Annotated in this window: 25 protein-coding genes and 1 tRNA gene; 13 read left to right on the forward strand and 13 right to left on the reverse strand. The window is 71.7% G+C overall.

Annotated elements, in window-relative coordinates; genetic code table 11:
• Window positions 1–56: 56 nt before the first annotated feature.
• From AB0898_RS01775 to AB0898_RS01785, 3 genes are read right to left on the reverse strand one after another with little or no spacing between them, the layout of a single operon-like run.
• Complete coding sequence (locus AB0898_RS01775) at window positions 57–815, reverse strand: TrmH family RNA methyltransferase (RefSeq protein WP_366800822.1); 759 nt, start codon at window positions 813–815, stop codon at window positions 57–59.
• Window positions 812–2,026 (reverse strand): HTTM domain-containing protein, encoded by a 1,215-nt coding sequence (locus AB0898_RS01780; RefSeq protein ID WP_366800823.1) that lies wholly within the window; start codon window positions 2,024–2,026, stop codon window positions 812–814. The genes AB0898_RS01775 and AB0898_RS01780 overlap by 4 nt, the downstream gene beginning before the upstream one ends.
• Window positions 2,023–3,090, reverse strand: a complete 1,068-nt coding sequence (locus AB0898_RS01785; RefSeq protein ID WP_366800824.1) for a DUF5819 family protein — start codon at window positions 3,088–3,090, stop codon at window positions 2,023–2,025. Before AB0898_RS01785 ends, AB0898_RS01780 begins: the two co-directional genes overlap by 4 nt.
• A 424-nt stretch (window positions 3,091–3,514) precedes the next feature.
• On the opposite strand from AB0898_RS01785, the gene paaA reads away from it, so the two are divergent.
• The 5 genes from paaA to paaE are packed head-to-tail and all read left to right on the forward strand — an operon-like array spanning window position 3,515 to window position 7,140.
• Window positions 3,515–4,534 carry a 1,2-phenylacetyl-CoA epoxidase subunit PaaA gene (paaA, locus tag AB0898_RS01790; protein ID WP_366800825.1) on the forward strand — a complete coding sequence of 340 codons (1,020 nt, stop codon included), beginning with the start codon at window positions 3,515–3,517 and terminating at the stop codon, window positions 4,532–4,534.
• Window positions 4,531–4,818 carry a 1,2-phenylacetyl-CoA epoxidase subunit PaaB gene (gene paaB, locus AB0898_RS01795; protein WP_366800826.1) on the forward strand — a complete coding sequence of 96 codons (288 nt, stop codon included), beginning with the start codon at window positions 4,531–4,533 and terminating at the stop codon, window positions 4,816–4,818. Before paaA ends, paaB begins: the two co-directional genes overlap by 4 nt.
• Complete coding sequence (gene paaC / locus AB0898_RS01800; RefSeq protein WP_366800827.1) at window positions 4,815–5,534, forward strand: 1,2-phenylacetyl-CoA epoxidase subunit PaaC; 720 nt, start codon at window positions 4,815–4,817, stop codon at window positions 5,532–5,534. Before paaB ends, paaC begins: the two co-directional genes overlap by 4 nt.
• The gene (gene paaD, locus AB0898_RS01805) at window positions 5,528–6,076 is read left to right on the forward strand and encodes a 1,2-phenylacetyl-CoA epoxidase subunit PaaD (RefSeq protein ID WP_366800828.1); all 549 of its coding nucleotides are present in this window, start codon (window positions 5,528–5,530) and stop codon (window positions 6,074–6,076) included. Before paaC ends, paaD begins: the two co-directional genes overlap by 7 nt.
• Window positions 6,076–7,140: a 1,2-phenylacetyl-CoA epoxidase subunit PaaE gene (paaE, locus tag AB0898_RS01810; RefSeq protein ID WP_366800829.1), complete on the forward strand. Its 1,065-nt coding sequence runs from the start codon at window positions 6,076–6,078 to the stop codon at window positions 7,138–7,140. The genes paaD and paaE overlap by 1 nt, the downstream gene beginning before the upstream one ends.
• Window positions 7,141–7,227: 87 nt before the next feature.
• On the opposite strand, the gene AB0898_RS01815 is transcribed toward paaE, so the two are convergent.
• The 5 genes from AB0898_RS01815 to AB0898_RS01835 all read right to left on the reverse strand — a co-directional run bounded on the left by AB0898_RS01815 (window position 7,228) and on the right by AB0898_RS01835 (window position 12,252).
• Window positions 7,228–7,557 carry a rhodanese-like domain-containing protein gene (locus tag AB0898_RS01815; protein ID WP_366801044.1) on the reverse strand — a complete coding sequence of 110 codons (330 nt, stop codon included), beginning with the start codon at window positions 7,555–7,557 and terminating at the stop codon, window positions 7,228–7,230.
• Between the two features lie 73 nt (window positions 7,558–7,630).
• Complete coding sequence (locus tag AB0898_RS01820) at window positions 7,631–8,443, reverse strand: hypothetical protein (protein ID WP_366800830.1); 813 nt, start codon at window positions 8,441–8,443, stop codon at window positions 7,631–7,633.
• Window positions 8,444–8,598: 155 nt separating this feature from the next.
• Complete coding sequence (locus AB0898_RS01825) at window positions 8,599–9,063, reverse strand: hypothetical protein (RefSeq protein ID WP_018547691.1); 465 nt, start codon at window positions 9,061–9,063, stop codon at window positions 8,599–8,601.
• Window positions 9,064–9,100: 37 nt separating this feature from the next.
• Window positions 9,101–10,513 carry a DUF2252 domain-containing protein gene (locus tag AB0898_RS01830; RefSeq protein WP_366801045.1) on the reverse strand — a complete coding sequence of 471 codons (1,413 nt, stop codon included), beginning with the start codon at window positions 10,511–10,513 and terminating at the stop codon, window positions 9,101–9,103.
• Window positions 10,514–10,728: 215 nt separating this feature from the next.
• A complete protein-coding gene (locus AB0898_RS01835) occupies window positions 10,729–12,252 on the reverse strand; it encodes an MATE family efflux transporter (RefSeq protein WP_366800831.1) in 1,524 nt (507 codons plus the stop codon).
• Window positions 12,253–12,383: 131 nt separating this feature from the next.
• On the opposite strand from AB0898_RS01835, the gene AB0898_RS01840 reads away from it, so the two are divergent.
• Window positions 12,384–12,917, forward strand: coding sequence for a PadR family transcriptional regulator (locus AB0898_RS01840; protein WP_366800832.1), 534 nt, complete (start codon window positions 12,384–12,386; stop codon window positions 12,915–12,917).
• 192 nt (window positions 12,918–13,109) lie between these two features.
• Here AB0898_RS01840 and AB0898_RS01845 read toward each other — a convergent pair.
• Window positions 13,110–13,196 (reverse strand) — tRNA-Leu (locus AB0898_RS01845).
• A 541-nt stretch (window positions 13,197–13,737) separates the two neighbouring features.
• Between AB0898_RS01845 and AB0898_RS01850 the strand changes: the two genes are divergently transcribed.
• The 7 genes from AB0898_RS01850 to AB0898_RS01880 all read left to right on the forward strand — a co-directional run bounded on the left by AB0898_RS01850 (window position 13,738) and on the right by AB0898_RS01880 (window position 22,893).
• A complete protein-coding gene (locus AB0898_RS01850) occupies window positions 13,738–14,586 on the forward strand; it encodes a DUF3662 and FHA domain-containing protein (protein WP_366800833.1) in 849 nt (282 codons plus the stop codon).
• Between the two features lie 10 nt (window positions 14,587–14,596).
• A complete protein-coding gene (locus AB0898_RS01855) occupies window positions 14,597–15,130 on the forward strand; it encodes an FHA domain-containing protein (RefSeq protein WP_366800834.1) in 534 nt (177 codons plus the stop codon).
• 84 nt (window positions 15,131–15,214) lie between these two features.
• Complete coding sequence (locus tag AB0898_RS01860; RefSeq protein ID WP_366800835.1) at window positions 15,215–16,795, forward strand: Stp1/IreP family PP2C-type Ser/Thr phosphatase; 1,581 nt, start codon at window positions 15,215–15,217, stop codon at window positions 16,793–16,795.
• A gap of 27 nt (window positions 16,796–16,822) precedes the next feature.
• Window positions 16,823–18,289 carry an FtsW/RodA/SpoVE family cell cycle protein gene (locus tag AB0898_RS01865; protein ID WP_366800836.1) on the forward strand — a complete coding sequence of 489 codons (1,467 nt, stop codon included), beginning with the start codon at window positions 16,823–16,825 and terminating at the stop codon, window positions 18,287–18,289.
• Window positions 18,290–18,470: 181 nt separating this feature from the next.
• A complete protein-coding gene (locus tag AB0898_RS01870; protein WP_366800837.1) occupies window positions 18,471–19,946 on the forward strand; it encodes a penicillin-binding transpeptidase domain-containing protein in 1,476 nt (491 codons plus the stop codon).
• Window positions 19,947–20,116: 170 nt separating this feature from the next.
• Window positions 20,117–22,108: a Stk1 family PASTA domain-containing Ser/Thr kinase gene (gene pknB, locus AB0898_RS01875; RefSeq protein ID WP_366800838.1), complete on the forward strand. Its 1,992-nt coding sequence runs from the start codon at window positions 20,117–20,119 to the stop codon at window positions 22,106–22,108.
• Window positions 22,109–22,212: 104 nt separating this feature from the next.
• Window positions 22,213–22,893 (forward strand): restriction endonuclease, encoded by a 681-nt coding sequence (locus AB0898_RS01880; RefSeq protein WP_366800839.1) that lies wholly within the window; start codon window positions 22,213–22,215, stop codon window positions 22,891–22,893.
• 3 nt (window positions 22,894–22,896) lie between these two features.
• On the opposite strand, the gene AB0898_RS01885 is transcribed toward AB0898_RS01880, so the two are convergent.
• Genes AB0898_RS01885 through AB0898_RS01900 form a run of 4 tightly spaced genes read right to left on the reverse strand, consistent with a single transcriptional unit; the run spans window position 22,897 to window position 25,604 of the window.
• A complete protein-coding gene (locus AB0898_RS01885) occupies window positions 22,897–23,649 on the reverse strand; it encodes a class E sortase (protein ID WP_366800840.1) in 753 nt (250 codons plus the stop codon).
• A 31-nt stretch (window positions 23,650–23,680) separates the two neighbouring features.
• The gene (locus AB0898_RS01890; RefSeq protein WP_366800841.1) at window positions 23,681–24,787 is read right to left on the reverse strand and encodes a class E sortase; all 1,107 of its coding nucleotides are present in this window, start codon (window positions 24,785–24,787) and stop codon (window positions 23,681–23,683) included.
• A complete protein-coding gene (locus AB0898_RS01895; RefSeq protein WP_366800842.1) occupies window positions 24,784–25,425 on the reverse strand; it encodes an aminodeoxychorismate/anthranilate synthase component II in 642 nt (213 codons plus the stop codon). Before AB0898_RS01895 ends, AB0898_RS01890 begins: the two co-directional genes overlap by 4 nt.
• Complete coding sequence (locus tag AB0898_RS01900; protein ID WP_199581873.1) at window positions 25,422–25,604, reverse strand: hypothetical protein; 183 nt, start codon at window positions 25,602–25,604, stop codon at window positions 25,422–25,424. Before AB0898_RS01900 ends, AB0898_RS01895 begins: the two co-directional genes overlap by 4 nt.
• Window positions 25,605–25,728 lie beyond the last annotated feature (124 nt).

Below are 25,728 nucleotides of genomic sequence, written 5' to 3' on the forward strand. Positions count from 1 at the left end.
CGGACCGGCGGGCGTGCACACTCCCGTCCCGAGCCTCCCGGCTCCGGCCTGGAGGCTCAGGCCTCCATGGGCGCGGCGCCCCCGAAGGCGCTCCAGTGGTACAGCGTCATGGCCACGCTGGTGGCTAGGTTGTAGCTGGAGACCTGGGGGCGCATCGGGAGCGCCAGCAGGTGGTCGGCACGCGCGCGCAGCGCCGCCGACAGCCCGCTGCGCTCCGAGCCGAAGGCCAGCACGGCGTCGTCGGGCAGCACCGTCCCCCGGATGTCCTCACCCTCGGGATCGAGGGCGAACAGCGGCCCGGCGGGCAGCTCGTCCACACCGAGCCGCTCGACGGCGGTCGCGAAGTGCAGCCCCGCCCCGCCGCGCACCACGGTGGGGTGCCAGGGGTCCAGCGTGCCCGTGGTGACCACGCCCGTCGCCCCGAACCCGGCGGCCAGCCGGATCACGGCACCGGCGTTGCCGAGGTTGCGCGGCTCGTCCAGGACCACCACGGGGGCGGTCCTGGGCGTGCGGGCCAGCGCCCGCAGATTGGCCTCGCGAGAGGGCCGTACGGCGAGCGCGGCCACGCCCGTCGGGTGCGGGCGCGGCACCAGCCCGGCGTACGCCGTGGCGGACACCTCCACGAGGAGCGCGTCCAGCGTGTCCGCGAGGTCGCCGGCCAGCTCGTCGGCGAGGGCGAGGGTCGCCTTCCGGTCGGTGGTGACGGCGACCGGCACCTCGGCGCCGAAGCGCAGCGCGTGCTTGAGCGCGTGGAAGCCGTCGAGCAGCACGGCGTCCCCGGCGCGCTCGCGCCAGCGGATCAGGGGGTCGGTCATGCCGTGAACCCTACGCGGCTCGCCGGGTCCTCCTCCGGGGCGCGGGGTCCGGGCACCGTGGGACGTCCGCCGCGCCCGAACAGCCGGGCACGCACGCGTGCCACGCCCCCGCCGACCAGCAGCAGGAAGGCCGTGGGCAGGAAGACCGCGTCGGCCGTGATCATCGCCAGCGAGAAGAACGGCAGTCCGAGGACGACGGCGATGGCGGCGTGCTCCGACATCATGAGCACCAGGAGCACGTTCTTCACCCTGCGGTTGAACAGGGTGAAGGGGAAGGCGACCTGCATCATGACGGTGCCGTAGGCGACGAGCATCATGAGCGTGCCGCTCGCGGACATCAGACCGGCGAGTGACGGCCAGGGCGAGAAGTAGTCCAGGTGGAGCGGGTAGTAGACGGCGGTGCCGTCCTGCCAGCGCGAGCCCTGGATCTTGTACCAGCCGGCCGTGGCGTAGATCAGGCACGCCTCCGCCATGATGACGAGCAGCGCGCCGTTGTGCAGCACGTTCGCGATCACGTCGAGCAGCATCCGGGGCTGCGGCGACCTGGCCCAGCGGCCCGCCGCCCACCACAGACCGAGGCCCGCCCATGTGGTCCACAGCAGCGTCGGCACCGGCCACGCGGACCCGTACCCGCTGGTCAGCGCCACGACGACGAGTGCCGCGCCGGACACCGCCCACAGCACCGGGCCCACCCGGTCGGCGGGAACGCGGCCGTCACGCGCGCGTGCCGCCTCCGCGCGGGCGGCCCGCCGGGCGTCGAGCGACCAGACCTGTCCGCAGCGCGTGAACACCAGGTAGAGGGACATCAGGTGCAGCACGTTGTCGCCGCCGTCGCCCACGAAGACGCTGCGGTTCTGCAGGGACAGCACGCCCACCATGAACAGCACCGAGGCGGTACGGGTGCGCCAGCCGAGCAGCAGCGCGGCACTGGCCAGCACCGCGCACACGTAAAGGACCTCGAACCAGGCACCGCTGCCGGACCACATCAGCGCCGTGAAGGCGTGGTTCTCCCCGATCAGCCGATGGGCGAGTTCCCAGCTCCAGGGGCTGTCGGGACCGTACAGCTCCCGGCGGTACGGGAACTCGCGCAGCAGGAAGAGCAGCCAGGTCGCCGCGAACCCGATCCGGATGACGGCGGTCTGGTACGGGCCCAGGGCCGAGCCGGTGACCTGGGCGACGCCGCGCGAGAGCAGCAGGGAGAGCCGGTTCACCGCACACCTCCGGTGATGTCGCCGGCCGGCACGGTCCACCAGGGCAGCTCCCGGTAGACGGGCCGGGTGGAGATCCGCTCGGCGCTCCATGGGGGCGGCGGCACGTTGACGGTCTCCGAGCGGACCTGGACGCGCTGGACGACACCCTCGTTCCTGACGTCCGCCTCCCGGCCCAGGCGCATCACCACGATGCGGCGCACGTACGCCTCGGAGAGCGCGCCGCGTGTGCCCACGGGGCGGCTGTCCGCGTTGTGCGTGGCGACGAGGAAGTCCCAGGCCCGGCGCAGCTCGTTCTGCTGGGTGTGGCTCGGCACCGGGTTGTGGTCGATGGCGTCGCCGTCCTCGGCCGACAGGTCGATCCAGCCGGTGGTGCGCACCCCGCCGTCCTCGGTCCGCAGCTCGGCGCGCGCCTGTACGGCGATGTTCTGCTGCAACGGGTTCGGCGCGAACAGCTTCCAGTTCTGCTCGAACTCCGGGTACACCCACGCCTCGACGGCCTTCCCGTGCTGCTTGCTCACGGTGTTCGCGGGCGCGAGGCTCAGGAACACCATGCCGAGGTGCACACAGACGACGACCGCCACGATGCCGAGCGCCACGGCGGCGGCGACGCGGTAGGCGGGGGAGAGGGCGGCCACGCCGGAGGGCGCGTCGGTGGGGGGTGCGTGGTGGCGGCCCTCGGGGCGGGGGTGGGGGGAGTCGGGGTGAGGGGTCTCGGAGTGAGAGGTCTCGGAGTGGGAGGTCTCGGAGTGGGAGATCTGGGAGTGGGAGGTCCCGGGCTGAGACGTCTTGGAGCGGGCGGCATCGCCACGCGCGCCGCCGGAAACAGCGTCCCCGCCGCTCGCGGCCCGGGACTCGGCACCCTCGGATCGGGCGGTCACGGAACCGGCGGCCTCGCCGGCCCCGGTCTCATCGTCCCTGCTCGGACGGCCGTCCACCTGACCGTCCGCCCGCTCGCCGGCCGGCCCGTCATCCGGCTCCGGGGCCCCCGCCCTACGCGCCCCGGGCGGGCCGGACGGCCCGTCCGGCCCGCGTGGGGCTCCCGAGTCCTCGTCGTACGCGTCCATTCCGCCCCGTCCCCCGCTTCCGCCGCTTCGTCGGAGCCCCCGGCACGGGCGCCCCATGGTCCACAGGCGTCCCGTCCCGGCGCCCGCACGGAACGGTACTCAGCCCCGCCCGCCGGGCGCAGCCCCGGGTACGGCCCGCGCACCCTGCCTCCGGCCCGCGACCGGCCGCGCCCACCCCGGCCGACGGGCGCCCCCGCGCCTTCCACCACCGCCCCCACCTCCCCTTCCCCAGGCCCCGGGCCCCCGCCCGGGACCCCGCCGGACCCGTTGTCCACAGACACCCGCGCAGGTTTTCCACAGCGGTTGACACCCGACGACGGCCCGGCCCACCATTGATGCACACGGACCGAACGATCGGTCGGGACCCGTCCCGGCGGAACCCGAGGTCACTTCCCAAGGCAGAGCCCGAGGTCAGGGGGACCGCATGGCCACAGCAGCCGAGCACCGCACGGCCGGCCCACCGTCGGACGGCGCACCCGGCACCGCCGACGGCACGGCGGACCGGCAGCGCGCCTTCGACACGGCCGTGGCGGCGGACGAGCGCATCGAGCCGCGCGACTGGATGCCGGAGGCCTACCGGGCCACGCTGGTCCGGCAGATCGCCCAGCACGCGCACTCCGAGATCATCGGCATGCAGCCGGAGGCCAACTGGATCACCCGCGCGCCCAGCCTGCGCCGCAAGGCGATCCTCATGGCCAAGGTGCAGGACGAGGCGGGCCACGGCCTCTATCTGTACAGCGCCGCCGAAACCCTCGGCACCAGCCGCGACGAACTGCTCGACAAGCTGCACACCGGCCGCCAGAAGTACTCCTCGATCTTCAACTACCCCACGCTGACCTGGGCCGACGTGGGCGCGATCGGCTGGCTGGTGGACGGCGCCGCGATCACCAACCAGGTCCCCCTGTGCCGCTGCTCCTACGGCCCGTACGCCCGCGCGATGATCCGCGTCTGCAAGGAGGAGTCCTTCCACCAGCGCCAGGGGTACGAGCTGCTCCTCGCCCTGAGCAAGGGCACCGACGGGCAGCACGCGATGGCCCAGGACGCCGTGGACCGCTGGTGGTGGCCCTCGCTGATGATGTTCGGCCCGCCCGACGCCGACTCACCGCACTCGGCGCAGTCCATGGCCTGGAAGATCAAGCGCCATTCGAACGACGAACTGCGCCAGCGCTTCGTGGACATCTGCGTCCCCCAGGCCGAGTCGCTCGGCCTCACCCTCCCCGACCCGGATCTGCGGTGGAACGAGGAGCGGGGGCACTACGACTTCGGCGCGATCGACTGGACCGAGTTCCAGCAGGTCCTCAAGGGCAACGGCCCGTGCAACGAACAGCGGATCACCCAGCGCAGGCGCGCCCACGACGAGGGCGCCTGGGTGCGGGAGGCGGCCGCCGCCTACGCGGCCAAGCACACCGGAACCCCCGGTGGGACAGGAGCGACGCAGGCATGACGAACACCGAATGGCCCCTGTGGGAGGTCTTCGTCCGCTCCCGCCGCGGCCTCTCCCACACCCACGCCGGCAGCCTGCACGCGCCGGACTCGGAGCTGGCCCTGCGCAACGCCCGCGATCTGTACACCCGGCGCGGCGAGGGCGTCTCGATCTGGGTCGTGCCGGCGACCGCGATCACCGCGTCCTCCCCGGACGAGAAGGACCCGTTCTTCGAGCCCTCCGCCGACAAGCCCTACCGCCACCCGACCTTCTACGAGATCCCCGAGGGGGTGCGGCACCTGTGACCGTCACCGTGCCCGTGACCGCCGCGCTCGCCCTCGGCGACGACGCCCTGGTGCTCTCCCACCGCCTCGGCGAGTGGGCGGGACACGCCCCCGTGCTGGAGGAGGAGGTCGCGCTCGCCAACATCGCCCTGGACCTCCTCGGCCAGGCCCGCGTCCTGCTCTCCATGGCGGGCGACGAGGACGAGCTGGCCTACCTCCGCGAGGAACGCGCCTTCCGCAACCTGCAGCTGGCGGAACAGCCCAACGGCGACTTCGCCCACACCATCGCCCGCCAGCTGTACTTCTCCACCTATCAGCATCTGCTCTACGCCGAACTCGCCACCGGGGATGGCCCGTTCGCCCCGCTGGCCGCCAAGGCGGTCAAGGAGACCGACTACCACCGCGACCACGCCGAGCTGTGGACCCTGCGCCTCGGTGACGGCACGGAGGTCAGCCGGGAGCGGATGCGCGAGGCCGTCGAGGCGCTGTGGCGGTTCACCGGGGAGATGTTCCAGCCGGTCGAGGGTCTGGACGTCGACTGGGCCGGACTCGACCGGCGCTGGCTGGAGTCGGTGACGGACGTGCTCACCCGCGCCGGCCTGTCCGTGCCCGAGGGGCCGCGCACCGGCGCCTGGTCGGCGGGCGCGGGGCGTCAGGGCCTGCACACCGAGTCCTTCGGCCGGATGCTCGCCGAGATGCAGCACCTGCACCGCAGCCACCCGGGGGCGACATGGTGACGGCCACCGCCCTGGAGGCGGAGCTGCTGGAGCTGGCGGGTTCGGTGCCCGACCCCGAGCTTCCGGTGCTGACGCTGCACGAGCTGGGCGTGGTGCGCGCGGTGCGCGTCGGCGGCTCCGGCGCGGTCGAGGTCGACCTGACCCCCACCTATACCGGCTGCCCGGCCGTCGAGGCGATGAGCGCCGACATCGAGCGGCTGCTGCGCGAGCACGGCGTCCACGAGGTCAGGGTCCGCACGGTCCTCAGCCCCGCCTGGTCGACCGACGACATCACCGCCGAGGGCCGCCGCAAGCTCGAAAGCTCCGGCATAGCTCCCCCGCGCCCGCACCGCGCCGCCGGCCCGGTCGCGCTCTCCCTGGGCCCCACGCGCACGCGGGGCCACCACGGCACGGACACGGCCGGCGCCGCCGATCCCGTGCGCTGCCCGCACTGCCACTCCACGGAGACGGAGCTGCTCAGCAGGTTCTCCTCCACCGCCTGCAAGGCGCTGCGCCGCTGTCTGTCCTGCCGTGAACCCTTCGACCACTTCAAGGAGTTGTGATGGCGCGCTTCCACCCGCTCCCGGTGGTCGGGGTCGAGCGGCTCACCGACGACTCGGTCTCCCTGACCTTCGCCGTGCCGCCCGAGCTGCGCGAGGAGTACCGGCACACGGCCGGTCAGCACCTCACGCTGCGCCGCCGCGCCGACGGCGTGGACGTCCGCCGCACCTACTCGATCTGCTCCCCGGCCCCCGACCCGGCGGGCGAGGGCCCGGGCACGCTGCGGGTGGGGGTGCGCCTGGTCGACGGCGGTGCGTTCTCGACGTACGCGCTGAAGGAGATCGGCGTCGGTGACGTGCTGGAGGTCATGACCCCGGCCGGCCGCTTCACGCTGGATCCGGCGCCGGGTCTGTTCGCGGCGGTGGTGGGCGGCAGCGGCATCACCCCGGTGCTGTCCATCGCCGCCACGCTGCTGGCCCGCGAGCCCTCGGCCCGCTTCTGTCTGATACGCAGCGACCGCACGGCGGCCTCGACGATGTTCCTGGAGGAGGTCGCGGACCTGAAGGACCGCTACCCGCAGCGGTTCCAGCTGGTCACCGTGCTCTCCCGGGAGGAGCAGCAGGCGGGTCTGCCCTCCGGCCGCCTCGACCGGACCCGGCTCACCCAGCTGCTCCCCGCGCTGCTTCCGGTGGACGCGGTGGCGGGCTGGTTCCTGTGCGGCCCGTACGGCCTGGTGGAGGGCGCCGAGCGGGCCCTGCGCGGGCTGGGCGTGGACCGCTCCCGTATCCACCAGGAGATCTTCCACGTGGACGAGGGACCGGCTCCGGCGGCGGTCGTGCCGGCGGCCGCGCACAGCACCGTCACCGCCCGCCTGGACGGCCGCGCCGGAACCTGGCCGGTCGCGGACGGGGAATCCCTGCTGGACACGGTCCTGCGCAACCGCTCGGACGCGCCGTACGCCTGCAAGGGCGGCGTCTGCGGCACCTGCCGGGCCCTGCTGGTGACCGGCGAGGTGCGCATGGACCGCAACTTCGCCCTGGAACCGGAGGAGACCGAGGCGGGCTATGTGCTGGCCTGCCAGTCCCACCCGCTGACGGAGAAGGTGGAACTGGACTTCGACCGATAGGGATTCCGCGCCGACGGGGATCGCGGCCGGCAGCGGCTCTCGCCCGCCGGAGACTTCAGACCGGCGGGGAGGGCGCCACGATGACGGCTAGGCGACGAACCCGTCCTTGCCGTCGTCGGTCACCACGGGACGCCCGGAGGCCTGCCAGACCTGCATACCGCCGTCGACGTTCACGGCGTCGATGCCCTGCTGGACCAGGTACATGGTGACCTGGGCCGAGCGGCCGCCGGAGCGGCAGACGACGTGGACGCGGCCGTCCTGCGGGGCCGCCTCGGTCAGCTCGCCGTAGCGGGCCACGAAGTCGCTCATCGGGATGTGCAGGGCGCCCTCGGCGTGGCCCGCACGCCACTCGTCGTCCTCGCGGACGTCCAGCAGGAAGTCGCCGTCCTTGAGGTCCGCGACCGCGACGGTGGGCACACCAGCTCCGAAATTCATGTCCCCGACGCTACCCGAAGCGTGCTCCGGCGCACTCCCGCGCCGGAGCGGGCGCTCATTCCTGGGTCAGCAGGGCCGCGAGGTCGTTCTCGCGCTGGTGGATGTCGCTCTTGAGGCGCTCGGCGATCTCCGCAAGGAGGCTGTCCGGGTCGTCCGGGGCCAGGCGCAGCATGCCGGCGATCGCGCCGTCCTCCAGTTCGCGGGCGACCAGGGTGAGCAGCTCCTTGCGCTGGCTGAGCCACTCCAGGCGGGCGTACAGCTCGTCGGCCGGGCTGGGCTGCCGCTCGGGCTGCACCGGGCCCGCCGCCCACTCCGCGGCCAGCTCCTGGAGCAGCTTCTCGTCGCCACGGGCGTAGGCGGCGTTGACGCGGGTGATGAACTCCTCGCGCCGCTTGCGCTCGTTCTCCTCCTGCGCGAGGTCCGGGTGGGCCTTGCGGGCCAGCTCGCGGTAGAGCTTGCGGGCCTCCTCGCTGGGGCGGACCCGCTCGGGCGGCCGGACGGCCTGGTCGGTGAGCATGGCCGCGGCCTCGGGGAACAGGCCGTTGCTGTCCATCCAGCCGTGCATCAGCTCCTCGACGCCCGGGATCTGCAGGAGGGCGGCGCGGGCCTCCTCGGCGCGGCGGATGTCCTCGGGGTCCTGCGTCTGGGCGGCGCGCGCCTCGGCGACGCGGGCGTCCAGCTCCTCGATGCGGGCGTAGAGAGGACCGAGCCGCTGCTCGTGCAGCCGGGCGAAGTTCTCGACCTCGACGCGGAAGGTCTCCACGGCGATCTCGTACTCGATCAACGCCTGTTCGGCGGCGCGCACGGCCTTTTCCAGCCGTTCCTCGGGCCGCGATGCCTTGGACTGCTCAGCTTCCGGGGTCGTCACCCGACCAGCCTAGGCCACGGCCGCTCCGGCACACCCCCGACGCCCGCACCCGGCCACCCGCACCGACCGACTCGCCCGGTCTCCCGCACGCACCCGACCACCCGTACCAGCCACCCGTACGAGCCACCCGGCCCGTCGCCCGCGCGCACCCGCCCTCAGCCCTCCGGGCAGGCCGCGGGCACCCACTCGGCCTCCAGGTCCTGGCAGGCGACGACCAGAGTGCCGGGGCGGCAGGCCAGTTCATGGGTGCAGCCGCCGGGGCGCGGCAGGATCTCGTCGAGGATCACGTCGCCGAGGGAGGCCGGGTCGCAGACGCCGAGGACGTCCGACTGGAACCGGGAGACGCCCTTGTAGCGGACGACCAGGTCCTCGTCGTGGCGGAAGCAGTTGTGCCGGAAGCGGATCTCCACATCGCCGTCGCCGGTGCGGCGCACCCGGGCGGGCAGGAGGTCGCTGACACAGCGTCGGTCCCCCGGGTCGTAGTGCGCCGGGTCGGTCGCGAACGCGCGGGCACCGGGCGGCAGGCCCGCCGCGATGCCCGGCAGCCTGGCCAGATAGGGCCGCGGGTCGGCGGACACCGGCTCCTCGCCCGCGCCTCCGCTCAGTTCGACGTACTTCACGTCATCACCCCGGCCCCCGGCTGCCCGGCATCGGCGATCACACTCCCGCTTCGGCCGCGATCCGCCCGGACCGCACCGCGGCCAGCAGCCGCGCGTGGTCGGCCTCGGTGAGGTCGGCGTAGGCGACGGAGAAGGCGGCGACGGCGTCGTCCAGCTCCTCGTTCTTGCCGCAGTACCCGGCGATCACCCGCGGGTCCGCGCTGTGGGAGTGGGCGCGGGCCAGCAGGGCGCCGGTCATGCGGCCGTAGTCGTCGAGCTGGTCGGCGGCGAGCGCGGCCGGGTCGACGCTGCCCTTGCGGTTGCGGAACTGCCGTACCTGGAAGGGGCGTCCGTCGACCGTCGTCCAGCCCAGCAGGTTGTCGCTGACGACCTGCATCCGCTTCTGGCCGAGCACCACGCGCCGTCCCTCGTGCTCCACCGCCGCCACCGGGAAACCGGCCTCCGGCAGGTGCGGGAGCAGCGCGGAGGGGCGGGCCTCCTTGACCTGGAGGACGAGCGGCTCGCCGCGGTGGTCGAGGAGCAGGACGACGTAGGAGCGGGTGCCCACGCTGCCCGTGCCGACCACGCGGAAGGCCACGTCGTGCACGGCGTGCCGGGCCAGCAGCGGGAGCCGGTCCTCCGAGAGCGTCGCCAGATAGGGCTCCAGGGAGCCGGCCACGGCGGCGGCCTCGGCGTCCGGGACGCGGCGCAGCACCGGGGGAGCGTCCACGAAGCGGCGGCCGCCCTCCGGTGTCTCCTCGGTCGACTTGGCGGCGAACCGGCCGCTGGTGTTGGCCCGCGCCTTCTCCGCGACCCGCTCCAGGGTGCCGAGCAGGTCGTGGGCGTCGGTGTGGGAGACCAGCTCCTCGTCCGCGATGGCGTTCCAGGCGTCCAGCGCGGGCAGCCTGGCCAGCAGCCGCAGGGTGCGCCGGTAGGCACCGACGGCGTCCCGGGCGGCGGCACGGCAGGTGTCCTCGTCGGCACCGGCCTCGCGCCCGGCCAGCACCAGCGAGGTGGCGAGCCGCTTCAGGTCCCACTCCCAGGGGCCGTGCACCGTCTCGTCGAAGTCGTTGAGGTCGATGACCAGGCCGCCCCTGGCGTCGCCGTAGAGGCCGAAGTTGGCCGCGTGCGCGTCGCCGCATATCTGGGCGCCGATCCCGGTCACGGGGGTGCGCGCCAGGTCGTACGCCATGAGCCCGGCCGAGCCGCGCAGGAAGGCGAACGGCGTGGCGGCCATCCGGCCCACCCGGATCGGGGTCAGCTCGGCGATCCGGCCGGCGTTGGACTCCGCCACGGCGTCGACGGCGTCCGGCCGCGCGGCGTCCACCTCCAGCGTCCGGTGGGCCTCGCGCGGCACCCGCTCCCGCAGCGCCTTGCCCCCGGCCTTGGCCGAACCGCTCGGCGGCCACTGGGCGAACCCGCGTATCCGGGGCAGCCGGGCCACGGTCTCCCCGCTCTCCGGCCCGGACATCACGTCCGCACCCGCTCCGGTCACCCCGACCGCCTCCCCCGCACACCGATCCGGCGCCCCGCACGAGCGCTTCGAACATCAACTCGTGCAGACCGTACATGCGGCGGCGGGATCACGTCAGACCCTGTGGACAACTCATCGGTTGTGGACACGGACCGGCCCCGACCGGAACGAACCCACCGCCCCGCCAACGGACTTCACGTCACGCCACCCCGTCACACCACCTCGTCACGCGCCCCTCCCGCCCCGGCCGAGCCACCCCGCGGCCGCACCCACCGCCGGAACATCACCACCGTCATCGCCCACTGCACCCCCGTACCGAGGCTCATCGACAGCCACACGCCCCGCACCCCCAGCCCGTCCACCGAACTCAGCCAGTGAGCCAGCGGGAGCTGCACACACGCGCCGGCCGCCGTCACCCCCAGCAGCGCACGGGCACGCCCGCCGCCCATGAACACCCCGCCCGGCCCGACGACCCCGGCGAGCGCCACCAGATACGGCAGCAGGAACCACAGCAGCACGGAACCGGCGTCGACAACCCCGTCCGCGCTCGTGAAGAACCCCATGACCACGCGCCCGCAGAGCGCGAGCACCAGGCCCGCACCCGCGCCCACCAGTACGGCGAGCAGCCCGCTCTGCACCCCGATCACCCGGTCGGCCGGCTGCCCCGCGCCCCGCGCCCGGGCCGTGAGGATGCCGCCCGCCTGGCGCAGGGCGTAGAACGCCATGGTGACGAAGAGGATCACCTTGGTGCCGATGCCGTAGGCGGCGAGCGGGTCCTCGCCGAACCGCGCGACCATGCCCAGCAGGGCCGCGCCGATGCCCATGCGCAGCACGAAGTCCCCGGACGCGGGCAGCCCGACGCCCAGAACGCGCCGCAGCGCCACGACCCAGCCGAGCCCCATGCCTGCGGCCACGCCCGCAGCCTCAGCCGCACCCGCACCGGACCCGGCCCCCACCTCAGCCCCCGGCCCCGCCCCCAGCACCCCACCCCGCCCGCGCCACAGCAGCACCAGGCTCACCCCGAGAGCGACCGCCCGCCCGAGCACCGTCCCCAGCGCGGCCCCCCGCACCCCCAGCGCGGGCAGCACCCCCACCCCGTAGATCAGCAACGGGTCCAGGAGCAGCACGCACCCGTTGGCGACGAGCGCGCTCCGCATCGGCGTCCTGGTGTCCCCGAGCCCCTTGAAGATCCCGTCCACGACGTTCTGCGCGAAGAAGACGGCGAGCCCCGGCAGCGAGATGCCGAGGAACTCGGCCACCAGGTGCCGCACTTCACCCGCGCCGCCGCCCACGAGCAGCCCCGCCACCTCGCCGCGGAAGACGAACCCGCCCCCGGCGACCACGCCCGTGACGACCAGCCACAGCACGGCGCCCGCCTTGATCACAAAGGGGATTTCGGCCGTCCTGCGGGCCCCGACCACGTCCGCGAGCACCATGGTGACGCCGGTGCCGGCCATGAGGATCACCCCGAGCAGCAGGTTCTCCAGCGTCCCGGCCGCGGCCACCGCGCCGACCGCCGCCCGGCCAAGCCGCGCCACCCAGAGGGTGTCCACGACCCCCACGACCACGCCGGACAGCAACTCGCAGTAGACCGGAAGCCCCAGCCCGAGCAGCGCCCGCCGGGCCTCCGCCGGCCCGAGCGCGTCCGCCCCGCCGGACCCCACCGCCGCCCCGCCGGGCCCCACCGCCGTACCGCCGCCGCGCACGGCGACCGGCCCCGATCCCCCGAAGCGCACCAGAACTCCCCCAACCCCGATGGAAATCGGCCCAGTTGGCCCCGGGCGTCCAGGAGACTACCTCGATTAGTGACACTCGAATAGAGGTAGCCCACACTGAGAGGCGCCCGAACCTCCCGCGAAGGACTCCCGTGCTGACTCTCTCGATCCTCGGCTTCCTGGCGGAACGCCCGCTGCACGCCTACGAGTTGCGCCGCCGCATCTCCGATCTGATCGGCCACAACCGCCCGGTCAGCGACGGCGCGCTCTACCCGGCCGTCAACCGCCTCCGCCAGGCCGGGCACGTCGAACGCCGGGCCGAGCCGGGAGAGAGCGCGCCCACCCGGCAGGTGCTGCGGATCACGCCCTCCGGCCGGGCCGAGCTGCTGCGCAGGCTGACCGAGCCGAAGGAGAGCGAGATCACGGACGGCGGCGCCTTCTTCACCCTGCTCGCCTTCCTCGGCCAGGTCCCCGACCCCGCCCGGCGGGCCGCCGTCCTGCGCCGCCGGCTCGACTTCCTGACCGCACCGGCCGGCTTCTTCACCCGCTCCGGACAGCCGGTACGGATCAAGGACGAGGAGGACCCCTACCGCCGGGGAATGCTGATCATGGCCCGCGCGGCCCAACGGGCGGAACGGGCATGGCTGGAGGAAACGCTCCGCGAACCGGAGGAGAAGCTCCCCTGAGGGCGAGCCGAAGAAAACGCCCGCCGAGCTGAGACGTTACTCACAGAAGCCCTGCCCGGTGGCACCCCCGCGAGGCGCCACCCGGAGCGGGTGGACGTGAGCCGCAGCACCTCGGGGCGACCCGATGCGGCGTCATCACCGGCCCCGGACACGACAATGGGCGGCACCGTTTTCACGATGCCGCCCATTGGATGGTGCGCGAGGGGGGAGTTGAACCCCCACGCCCTTTCGGGCACTGGAACCTGAATCCAGCGCGTCTGCCTATTCCGCCACCCGCGCATTGGGTGTGTCTTCCGTTTCCGGCCCTTTCGGGCTGGCCCCTTCCGACATCGAGAACATTAGCACGCCGTCCGGGGTGGATTCACATCCCTTTCCACGGCCCCCTCCACCACCCCCACCAGCGCACCTGTCCCTTGCCGGACGTCACAGGCGTCCCCCGCCGCCCCGGCCGTCCCGCCCGGCACGAGCCGCCCCGCCGGTCCCACCGGACGCCCGTCTCCCGCACACCCGCACCGAACTCACCCCTCACCCGGCCCGGCCTCCGCGCACGAAGACGCCCTGTCCGGGTATGAACCTCGTAGTTCAGGTATCAACCTCGTACCGGTCCGGCCGGTCTTATCCACAGGGGGACCAGGCTCCCCGCCGGGTGCGGGACACTGGAGCTGAGCCGCCTCTACGATCCTTGCCTCAAGGAGTTCGAAGGGGGCGGCTGGGGGAACCGGCTGATTGCCGGACGCGTAGATACGATCAGTAAGCGGTACGGGCCGAGCGGCGGTACCGAGCACGGCAAGCAGTACGGCAGCGACGGAGGAGGTGCCCCGTGGGAGTCCTGAAGAAGTTCGAGCAGCGTCTCGAAGGTCTGGTCAACGGCACCTTCGCCAAGGTGTTCAAGTCCGAGGTCCAGCCGGTGGAGATCGCCGGCGCGCTCCAGCGCGAGTGCGACAACAACGCCACGATCTGGAACCGCGACCGCACGGTCGTGCCCAACGACTTCATCGTGGAACTGAGCACGCCCGACTTCGAGCGGCTCAGCCCCTACTCCGGACAGCTCGGCGACGAGCTGGCCGGCATGGTGCGCGACTACGCCAAGCAGCAGCGCTACACCTTCATGGGCCCGATCAAGGTCAACCTGGAGAAGGCCGAAGACCTCGACACCGGTCTGTACCGGGTGCGCAGCCGCACCCTCGCCTCCTCCAGCAGCCAGCAGGCACCGGCGGCCCCGCAGCCCGGCGGCCAGCCCCCGGCCGGCCCCCAGGGCGGCTACGGCTATCCGCCCGCCGCCGCCCCGCCGATGCCGTCCGCGCCGCCCCCCGGCGCCCGGCCCGGGGGCTACGGTTACCCCCAGCCCGCCACCCAGCGGCCCGCGGCCGCGCCCATGGGCGGCGGCCAGACCCGCTACTGGATCGAGATCAACGGCACCCGCCACCAGATCTCCCGCGCCACGCTCGTGCTCGGCCGCAGCACCGAGGCCGACGTGCGGATCGACGACCCCGGCGTCTCCCGCCGGCACTGCGAGATCCGGACCGGAACGCCCTCGACGATCCAGGATCTCGGCTCCACCAACGGCATCGTGGTGGACGGGCAGCACACCACCCGCGCTACGCTCCGCGACGGCTCGCGGATCGTCGTGGGCAGCACCACCGTTATCTATAGGCAAGCCGAAGGGTGAAGCGGGGGCAATGTCAGAGCTGACCCTCACGGTCATGCGGCTGGGTTTCCTGGCCGTACTGTGGCTGTTCGTGATCGTGGCCGTGCAGGTCATCCGCAGCGATCTGTTCGGTACGCGCGTCACACAGCGCGGCGCGCGCCGGGAAGCGGCCCGTCCGCAGCAGGCCGCCCGGCAGCAGGCCGCGCCCCCGCAGCAGCGCGCCCAGCAGGGCCGCCGGGCCCAGCAGAGCGGCGGCCGCCAGCGGCGCAACGCCCCCAGCAAGCTCGTCGTCACCGAGGGCACCCTGACCGGCACCACCGTCGCCCTCCAGGGCCAGACGATCACGCTGGGCCGCGCCCACGACTCCACGATCGTGCTGGACGACGACTACGCCTCCAGCCGGCATGCCAGGATCTACCCGGACCGCGACGGCCAGTGGATCGTCGAGGACCTCGGCTCCACCAACGGCACATACCTGGACCGGTCCCGGCTGACGACGCCCACGCCGATTTCGCTGGGAGCGCCGATCCGCATCGGCAAGACCGTCATCGAGCTGCGGAAGTAGTACGACAATGAGCGAGCGGAGCGAGCACGCAACGGCGGACCTCACCCCGGTCCCCGGCGCGCTCCCGACCGGAGGGTGGGCAGTGTGGCTCGACACGACCGGCTGTACCCGGAGCCGACGGGCGAGGTGCGCATGAGTCTGTCACTGCGCTTCGCCGCCGGATCGCACAAGGGCATGATCCGGGAAGGCAACGAGGACTCCGGTTACGCCGGTCCGCGCCTGCTCGCCATCGCCGACGGCATGGGCGGCCAGGCGGCCGGCGAGGTCGCGTCCTCCGAGGTGATCTCCACCCTGGTCACCCTCGACGACGACGTGCCCGGCTCCGACCTGCTCACCTCCCTCGGCCAGGCCGTGCAGTACGCCAACGACCAGCTGCGCAGCATGGTCGAGGAGGACCCCCAGCTGGAGGGCATGGGGACCACCCTGACCGCCCTGCTGTGGACCGGCCAGCGCCTCGGCCTCGTGCACGTCGGCGACTCGCGCGCGTACCTGCTGCGCGACGGGATGCTCACCCAGATCACGCAGGACCACACCTGGGTGCAGCGCCTGGTCGACGAGGGCCGGATCACCGAGGAAGAGGCCACCACCCACCCGCAGCGCTCCCTGCTGATGCGCGCGCTGGGCAGCGGCGACCACGTGGAACCCGACCTCTCGGTCCGCGAGGTCCGCGCCGGTGACCGCTATCTGATCTGCTCCGACGGCCTGTCCGGCGTCGTCTCCCACCAGACCATGGAGGAGACGCTCGCCAGCTACCAGGGCCCGCAGGAGACCGTGCAGGAACTGATCCAGCTCGCGCTGCGCGGCGGCGGCCCCGACAACATCACCGTCATCGTCGCCGACGTCCTCGACCTGGACACCGGCGACACCCTCGCCGGGCAGCTGTCGGACACCCCCGTGGTGGTCGGCGCCGTCGCCGAGAACCAGCTCCACCAGCACGACAACGGCATCATGCAGACCCCGGCCGGGCGCGCCTCCCACCTCGGCCGCCAGGGCCGCGGCCAGGGCGGCGGGGGCGAGTACGGCGGCCCCGGCTCCGGCGCGGACTACGACGGCGACGGCTACACCGACGAGGACTTCGTCAAGCCCCGCAAGGGCCGCAGGTGGCTCAAGCGCACGTTCTACAGCGCCCTCGCCCTCGCGGTGATCGGCGGCGGTGTCTACGGCGGCTACCGCTGGACCCAGACGCAGTACTACGTCGGCATCAACGGCAAGCACGTCGCGCTCTACCGGGGCATCAGCCAGAACCTGGCCTGGGTCTCCCTCTCGAAGATCGAGAAGGACCACCCCGAGATCGAACTCAAGTACCTGCCGACGTACCAGCAGAAGCAGGTCAAGAACACGATCGCCGCGGGCGGCCTCGAGCAGGCCCGCACCAAGATCGACGCGCTCGCACTCCAGGCGTCCGCCTGCCGCAAGCAGGCCGAACGCGCGACCGCCGGGAGCGAGAGCGACAAGACGGGCCGGAGTGCGACGGCCGGTGGCACCACCACCGCCACCCGCACCTCCTTCACGGCCACGGCGTCCCCGACCCCGAATCCCTCGGGAACGGCCCAGCCGTCCACCACGTCGCCCTCGAAGTCCCCGACCGCAACCGCCACGCCCCGGCCCGGCCCGAGCCTCTCCAAGGATGAGCAGAAGGTCGTCGATCAGTGCGGCAAGCAGTAGGCAAGCCGTGAGAGGCCCCGTCACACGATGAGCAGTACTACCAACACGCCGACGCACCAGACGTCCACGATCGGATCCATCGGCGCGCCGAGCCGCCGCAACACCGAGCTGGCCCTGCTGGTCTTCGCCGTGGTCATCCCGGTGTTCGCCTACGCCAACGTGGGCCTGGCCCTCAACGACCAGGTCCCCACCGGCCTGCTCGGCTACGGCCTGGGCCTCGGCCTGCTGGCCGGCGTCGCCCACCTCGTCGTACGGAAGTTCGCCCCGTACGCCGACCCGCTGCTGCTGCCGCTGGCCACCCTGCTCAACGGGCTCGGCCTGGTGTGCATCTGGCGCCTGGACCAGTCGAAGCTGCTGCAGTCCATCAACCAGGCGGGCGGCAAGGCCACCAACCAGCTCGTCTACACCGCGCTGGGCATCGTCCTGTTCGCCGTCGTGCTGATCTTCCTCAAGGAACACCGCACGCTGCAGCGGTACACGTACATCTCCATGGTGGCCGCGCTGGTCCTGCTGCTGCTGCCCCTGGTCCCGGGCCTCGGCGCCGACCTGACCTACGGCGCCAAGATCTGGATCAAGATCGGCGCCTTCACCATCCAGCCCGGTGAGTTCGCCAAGATCGTGCTCGCGATCTTCTTCGCCGGCTATCTGATGGTCAAGCGCGACGCGCTCGCGCTCGCCAGCCGCCGCTTCATGGGCCTCTACCTGCCGCGCGGCCGCGACCTCGGCCCGATCCTGGTCGTCTGGTTCATCTCGATCCTGATCCTGGTCTTCGAGACCGACCTCGGTACCTCGCTGCTGTTCTTCGGCATGTTCGTGATCATGCTGTACGTGGCCACCGAGCGAACCAGCTGGATCGTCTTCGGTCTGCTGATGTCGGCGGTGGGCGCGGTCGGCGTGGCGAGCTTCGAGACGCACGTCCAGCAGCGTGTCCAGGCGTGGCTCGACCCGATGAAGGAGTACAAGCTCTCCCGGCAGGGCCTGGACGGTCACTCCGACCAGCTCCAGCAGGCCCTGTGGGCGTTCGGCTCCGGCGGCACCCTCGGCACCGGCTGGGGCCAGGGCCACTCCGAGCTGATCCGCTTCGCCGCCAACTCCGACTTCATCCTCGCCACCTTCGGCGAGGAACTGGGCCTCGCGGGCATCATGGCGATCCTGCTGATTTACGGCCTGATCGTCGAGCGCGGTGTGCGCACCGCCCTCGCCGCCCGCGACCCCTTCGGCAAGATGCTCGCGGTGGGCCTGTCCGGCGCCTTCGCGCTCCAGGTCTTCGTCGTCGCCGGCGGTGTGATGGGCCTCATCCCGCTGACCGGTATGACGATGCCGTTCCTCGCCTACGGCGGTTCGTCCGTCATCGCCAACTGGGCCCTCATCGCCATCCTCATCCGCATCAGCGACACGGCCCGCCGCCCCGCGCCCGCCCCCGCCGCCAGCCCCGACGCGGAGATGACCCAGATCGTCCGGCCCGGCGGGACCGGCCCCGTCGCCGAAGCGTGAGTGTCCCCGGCCACGGCGGTGCGGCGGCCCTCAAGGGCCCGCCGCACCGCCGTACGGGCGCCGCGAGCCCGGCGGGGCACACAGCGCGTGCCCCTAGACTGTGGGCGGCCGAGGACGAGCGCCAGCAACACCGAGAGACTGAAGCAACAGGCGCCCCTGTTAGCTTGTGGAAAGGCCGGACGTGAACAAGCCCCTGCGCCGAATCGCGATCTTCTGCGGACTCCTCGTCCTGGCACTGCTGATCCGTGACAACTGGCTCCAGTACGCCCAGGCCGACAAGCTGCGCACGGACCCCGCCAACCGCCGCGTCGCCATCGAGCGCTACGCCTCTCCGCGCGGCGACATCATCGTCGACGGCGGCCCCATAACGGGCTCCGTCGTCACCAAGGCCGGCGACTACAAGTACAAGCGCACGTACAAGGACGGGCCCATGTGGGCGCCCGTCACGGGCTACTCCTCGCAGGCCTTCGACAGCAGCCAGCTGGAGAAGCTCGACGACGGCATCCTCACCGGCAACGACGACCGGCTCTTCTTCCGCAACACCCTCGACATGATCACGGGCAAGCCCAAGCAGGGCGGCAACGTCGTCACCACCCTCAACGCGGCCGCGCAGAAGGCCGCGTACAACGGTCTGAAGGCTCAGGGCGGCAAGGGCGCCGTGGTCGCGCTCGAACCCTCCACGGGCAAGATCCTGGCGCTGGCCTCCTACCCGTCGTACGACCCGTCCTCCTTCTCGGGCGACCGCAACAGCGACTCGGCGGCCTGGCAGAAACTGCAGAAGCAGAACGACTCCTCGGACCCGATGCTCAACCGGGCGCTGCGCGAGACCTACCCGCCGGGCTCCACCTTCAAGGTGGTCACCGCGGCGGCGGCGCTGGAGAACGGGCTGTACCCCTCCGCCGACCAGAAGACGAACTCGCCGCTGCCCTGGGTCATGCCGGGCACCCAGACCGAGCTGAAGAACGAGGGCAACCTGCCCTGCGAGAACGCGACGATGCGCGAGGCGCTGCGGGTGTCCTGCAACAGCGTCTTCGGCAAGATCGGTGCCGACCTCGGCAAGGACAAGATGCTGGCGGAGGCCAAGAAGTTCGGCTTCGACTCCGAGCAGTTCACCCCGGTCCGCTCCAACGCCTCCGTCTTCTCGAAGGACATGAACGCCTCGCAGACGGCGCTGTCCTCCATCGGCCAGTACAACACCGCGGCCACCCCCCTGCAGATGGCCATGGTCGCCTCGGCGGTCGCCAACGACGGCAAGCTGATGAAGCCGTACATGGTCGACGAGCTGCAGTCCTCCAACCTCGACCCGATCGAGACGACCGAGCCGAAGGAGATGAGCCGCCCGCTGTCGCCGCAGAACGCGCAGATCCTGCAGTCGATGATGGAGACCGTCGTGAAGTCCGGCACGGGCACCAAGGCGCTGATCGACGGCGTCACCGTGGGCGGCAAGACGGGTACCGCACAGCACGGTGTGGAGAACAGCGAGAACCCGTACGCGTGGTTCATCTCCTTCGCCAAGCTCCCCGACAACAGCTCCCCGGTCGCGGTCGCGGTGGTCATCGAGGACGACAACGCCAACCGCGGCGACATCTCCGGCGGTGGTCTGGCCGCCCCTATCGCGAAGAGCGTCATGCAGGCGGTCGTCAACCCGAAGAAGTGAACCCGATCACGCCGCCTTCACAACGGTGCACGTTGCTATACCGGTCCGGTATCGGGTTACCGGCTCGGCCAGGTCACACAGAGCGGGACGGGTACGGTAGGGCCCGGACGGCAGCCTCCGGTCGCACACACGTGCAGACCGGGACCGACGGAGAGGGCTGGTAGGTAGCTATGGAAGAGCCGCGTCGCCTCGGCGGCCGGTACGAACTGGGCCATGTGCTTGGCCGTGGTGGCATGGCCGAGGTCTACCTCGCGCATGACACCCGCCTCGGCCGCACCGTGGCAGTGAAGACGCTCCGCGCGGATCTCGCGCGCGACCCGTCCTTCCAGGCACGGTTCCGCCGGGAAGCCCAGTCGGCCGCCTCGCTCAACCATCCCGCGATTGTCGCGGTCTACGACACGGGCGAGGACTACATCGACGGGGTCTCGATCCCGTACATCGTGATGGAGTACGTCGACGGCTCCACCCTCCGTGAGCTGCTGCACTCCGGCCGCAAACTGCTGCCGGAGCGCTCCATGGAGATGACCATCGGCATCCTCCAGGGCCTGGAGTACGCCCACCGCAGCGGCATCGTCCACCGTGACATCAAGCCGGCCAACGTCATGCTGACGCGCAACGGCCAGGTCAAGGTGATGGACTTCGGCATCGCCCGCGCCATGGGCGACTCCGGGATGACGATGACGCAGACCGCTGCCGTCATCGGCACCGCGCAGTACCTCTCGCCGGAGCAGGCCAAGGGCGAGCAGGTCGACGCCCGCTCGGACCTCTACTCCACCGGCTGCCTGCTCTACGAGCTGCTGACCGTCCGTCCCCCCTTCGTCGGCGACTCGCCCGTGGCCGTGGCCTACCAGCACGTCCGCGAGGAACCGCAGCCGCCCAGCGTGTTCGACCCCGAGATCACCCCCGAGATGGACGCGATCGTCCTCAAGGCACTGGTCAAGGACCCGAACTACCGCTACCAGTCCGCCGACGAGATGCGCCAGGACATCGAGGCCTGTCTCGACGGCCAGCCCGTCGGCGCCACCGCCGCCATGGGCGCGGTCGGCTACGGCGGCTATCCCGACTCCCAGGCCACCACGGCGATGCGCGCCGAACCGGCCGGGGCGACGACGATGATCCCGCCGATGTCGCCCGACGACGGCGGCTACGGCTACGACGACCGCCCCGACCGGCGGCGCCAGCAGAAGAGGGGCAACAACACCTCGACGATCCTGCTCGTGGTCGCCGGTGTGCTGGTGCTGGTCGGCGCCATCCTGATCGGCATGTACGCGTTCGGCGGCGGCTCCAAGGACAAGTCGCTCGACGCCCCGAATCTCGTCGGCGTCAAACTGGAGGACGCCAGGCAACAGGCCGACAACGTCGGTCTGAAACTCGGTACCGAACGCAAGCCCTGCGAGAACCAGCCCAAGGGCAACGTCTGTTCGCAGACCCCGAAGGCCGGCACCTCCGTCGAGAAGGGCGACACCCTCAAGCTGGTGGTCTCCACGGGCGCGCCCAAGGTCACCGTCCCGAGCGTGATCGGCCTCTCCTTCGACGACGCCCGGGACAAGCTGGAGGGCGACGACTACAAGTTCAGGGTCAAGAAGGAGACCCGGGTCAGCAGCGACACCCCCGACAAGGTGCTCAGCCAGGACCCGGTGGACGGCAACAGGGTCCAGAAGGGCTCCACGATCACGCTGACCGTGGCCAAGCCCGAGGAGAAGATCGAGGTGCCGGACGTCTCCGGCAAGAGCTGTGACGAGGCCAGGGCGGCTCTGCAGCAGAAGGGTCTCGCGCCGGCGGCGACCTGCACCCCCGACACCTCGGCGACGGACCCGGCCCAGAACGGCAAGGTCACGGGCACCAACCCGAAGGCGGGCGACTCGGTCAGCAAGAACACGCCGATCGCGATCAATGTCGCCCAGGTGCAGGACCAGCAGCAGTTCCAGCTGCCCGACGTCCGGAGCCAACCGCTCAAGAATGCCCGCGAACTGCTCCAGAGCAAGGGCCTCAACGTCGCGACCCCGAACAGCGGGGAGGACGACGCCACGGTGTTCAACATGGACCCGCAGCCGGGCACCATGGTGAAGCCGGGTGACACGATCACCCTGAACGCCGCGAAGCAGAACGGCGGCAACAACGGCGGCGGCTTCCCGAACATCTTCGGCGGCACGCACGGCTGACCCGCCCCGCCCGTTCCACTCCGGTCCCCCGGCACCCCACGGTGCCGGGGGACCGTGCTTTTCCGGGGTCGTACCCTCGCCCGCGTGTCGGTCGTTGACAGGGCATGATCGATCAGACCGCACTGCTGGAGTCCCGGGCGCTACGCAGCTCCGTGCTGGAGCGCACGGATGTACTGGACCGGGTGAAGACACTCGCCCTGCTGCCGGACGGGCTGCATGTGACGACGGCGATGGTGGCGGGGTACTTCGGGGTGAGTGTCGAGGCCGTCCGGCAGGTCAAGGCCCGGCATCGTGAGGAGCTGTCCCAGAACGGGATGGTGACGCTTCAAGGCCGTGACCTGCGGGAATTTAAGCGTGACATCTTGTCACGCTATCCCGGAAGTTATCCACAGCCCCGGTCCGGCCTCACGCTCTACTCCCGCCGGGCCGTCCTCAACATCGCCATGCTGCTCCGCGACAGCGAGGTCGCCCGGCGCGTGCGCACCTATCTCCTCGACATGGAGCACCTGGCCCGCACCGGCCCCATGACCGAGCCCACCGAACCCACCGGGCACACCGGCCCCGCCACCCCCGAGATCATCTCCCTCGCCGCCCTGGACGCCCGCATCGACCAACGGATCAACCACGCCCTCGGCCGAACCGTCGTCCCGATGTTCAACGCCCTCATCGAGACCGCGGGCGAACACCGCCGCGAACTGACCGCGCTGCACGGCGACGTACGGCGGGCCGAGCACCGGCTCAGGCAGCACTCCGCGCGGCTGCGGCGGCTGGAGGGGAGGCGCTGAGGGTCAGCGGAGTTCCTTCGGCGGCGTCCGCTTGCTGTCGACCTTCTGCACGCGCTCCAGCTCGCCCCAGACCACGTAGCGGTACCGGGAGGTGTACACCGGCGTGCAGGTCGTCAGGGTGATGTAGTGGCCCGGCTTCTTCTTGCCGGACTCCTCGGGGACCTGGTCGATGACGTCGACGTTGTACTTCGAGGTCTCGGGGAGGATCGAGTAGACCTTGTAGACGTACCAGTTGTCCTTGGTCTCGAAGACGACCGGGTCGCCCTCGCGCACCTTGTCGATGTTGTGGAACTTGGCGCCGTGGCCGTCGCGGTGGGCGGCCAGGGTGAAGTTGCCCTTCTTGCCCGTCGTCGGGAGCACGGCCTTGTCGGGGTCGGTGTAGTAGCCGGCCACACCCTCGTCGAGGACGTCGGTGGAGGTGCCCTTCTCCACCAGGACCGCGCCGTTGCGCATCGACGGGACGTGCAGGAAGCCGATGCCGTCCTTGGTGTCGAGCGCGCCGGGGCCGGTGTCGGCCGAACTGGCCCAGTGGTCGCGGACCTTGTCGGCCCGCCGGTCGGCGTGCCGGTCCGCGACGACGTTCGTCCACCACAGGGAGTACACGACGAACAGGCCGAGGACCACGCCCACCGTCATGAGGACTTCACCGAAGAAGCTCACCACCAGGGCGACCGGGCCGGGCCCCGGGCGGTGCGAGGCGCTGCCCGCGCCGGACGGGTCCGTGTGTTCTGCGGTGTCGTCGGCGGTCGCTGCCACTCGTCCTGTGCCCCTGTTCGACTCGGCTCGCCTACTCGATGAGCGCGTCCGGCTTGCCCTTGCTGCGCGGGCGTTCCTCGACCATCTTGCCCCAGACGATCAGCCGGTACTTGCTGGTGAACTCCGGAGTGCACGTGGTGAGGGTGATGTACCGGCCCGGCGCCGTGAAACCCGACCCCTTGGGGACCGCGTCCAGCACGCTGGTGTTGGACGGCGGCGTCACCGGAAGCATCGAAGTGACCTTGTACACGAAGTACTTGTCCTGTGTCTCGACGACGACCGGGTCACCGGCGACGAGCTTGTTGATGTACCGGAACGGCTCACCGTGCGTGTTGCGGTGCGCGGCCAGACCGAAGTTGCCCGACTTGGCGTCCGGCATCGCGGTCTTCAGCGGCGCCTCGCCGTAGTGCCCGACCATGCCCTTGTCGAGCACCCGCTTGTTGCTGACGCCCTCGGCGATCGGCACCACCACGTCCAGCTTGGGTATGTGCAGGATCGCGAAGCCCTGTCCGGGCTCGAAGACTCCGGGTGCACGCTTGCCGCTCGACCAGTCGTCCTGGAGCTGATGGGCCTCGCTGCCCGCCTGCGCGTGCGCGCGGACGTTCGTCCACCACAGCTGGTAGGTGACGAACAGCAGCATCAGCACGCCGGTGGTGATGAACACCTCGCCGACCGCCCGGCTCGCCACGACGGCCGCGCCGGGCTTGCGCGCCCGCGCCTGCCGCCGGGCCTCGACCCGGGACAGCGGCCGTCCGGAGTCCGCTTCCGCCGAACTCGCCGCGCCCGCCGTGTCCTTGGCCCCGCCATGCCGGCCGCCACCACGTCCGCCGCCGCGCTTGGCGGCCTTCCTGCGGGCCGCGCGGCCGCCCGGAGCGCCCGCGGTGCCCGAGCGGGCCGAAGCGCCCGCAGAGGCGCCTCCAGAGCCGTTCCCGGGGTCCGGGGGCGGCTCGGGGAGCCGCAGCGCCATCGTCTGCTCGCTGGAAGGCGGCTCCGGCACGCCGGCCGGCCCGCCCCCGTGCCCGTCCACGGCCGGCATCCGGGCCGTCGGCGGGTCGCCCGCGCCCGTGAACGCCGGGCCGTAGGACCCGTACGGCGCCTCGCCGTACACGTCCTCGCGTTCGGGGCGCAGCGCGGTCACGCCGTGGACCTGCCCACCACCGGGGCGAGCCCCGCCGACCTCGCCACGGCACCCTGGTCGCCGCACTCCGCCAGCCAGTTGGCCAGCATCCGGTGCCCGTGCTCGGTCAGCACCGACTCGGGATGGAACTGCACGCCCTCCACCGGGAGTTCACGGTGGCGCAGCCCCATGACGATCCCGTCCTCGGTACGGGCGGTGACCTCCAGCTCGGCCGGGACGGTGGCCGGCTCGGCGGCCAGCGAGTGGTAGCGGGTCGCGGTGAAGGGCGACGGCAGCCCGGCGAAGACGCCCTTGCCGCCGTGGATCACCGGGGAGGTCTTGCCGTGCAGCAGCTCGGGCGCGCGGTCGACCACACCGCCGTACGCCACCTGCATCGACTGCATCCCCAGACACACCCCGAACACCGGCACACCGGTCGCGGCGCAGTGCCGGACCATGTCCACGCACACCCCCGCCTCCTCCGGCGTGCCCGGCCCCGGCGAGAGCAGGACGCCGTCGAAGCGGTCCTGCGCGTGGGCCGTGGTCACCTCGTCGTTGCGCAGGACCTCGCACTCGGCACCCAGCTGGTACAGGTACTGGACGAGGTTGAAGACGAAGCTGTCGTAGTTGTCGACGACGAGAATGCGTGCGCTGCTCACTGGTGGTCCACCGTCACATCGTTGAAGGGCAGCAGTGGCTCGGCCCACGGGAACACGTACTGGAACAGGACGTAGACCACGGCCAGGGCGAGCAGGAGTGAGAGCAGGGCCTTCACCCACGTGTTGCCCGGCAGATGCCGCCAGATCCAGCCGTACATGCCGTCCCTTCCGTTCCTCACGGCACAGACTCACGCCGTACGGCACCAGACTAACGGCGCCGGGCGGCCTTCCGGCCGTTGTCCACAGGCCGGCTCGACACCCGGACTTACGTGCGCCGGCGCCGATCACCTCAACGTGTGACGG

It is taken from the genome of Streptomyces sp. NPDC005435 (assembly GCF_040703155.1).
Taxonomy (GTDB): Bacteria; Actinomycetota; Actinomycetes; order Streptomycetales; family Streptomycetaceae; genus Streptomyces.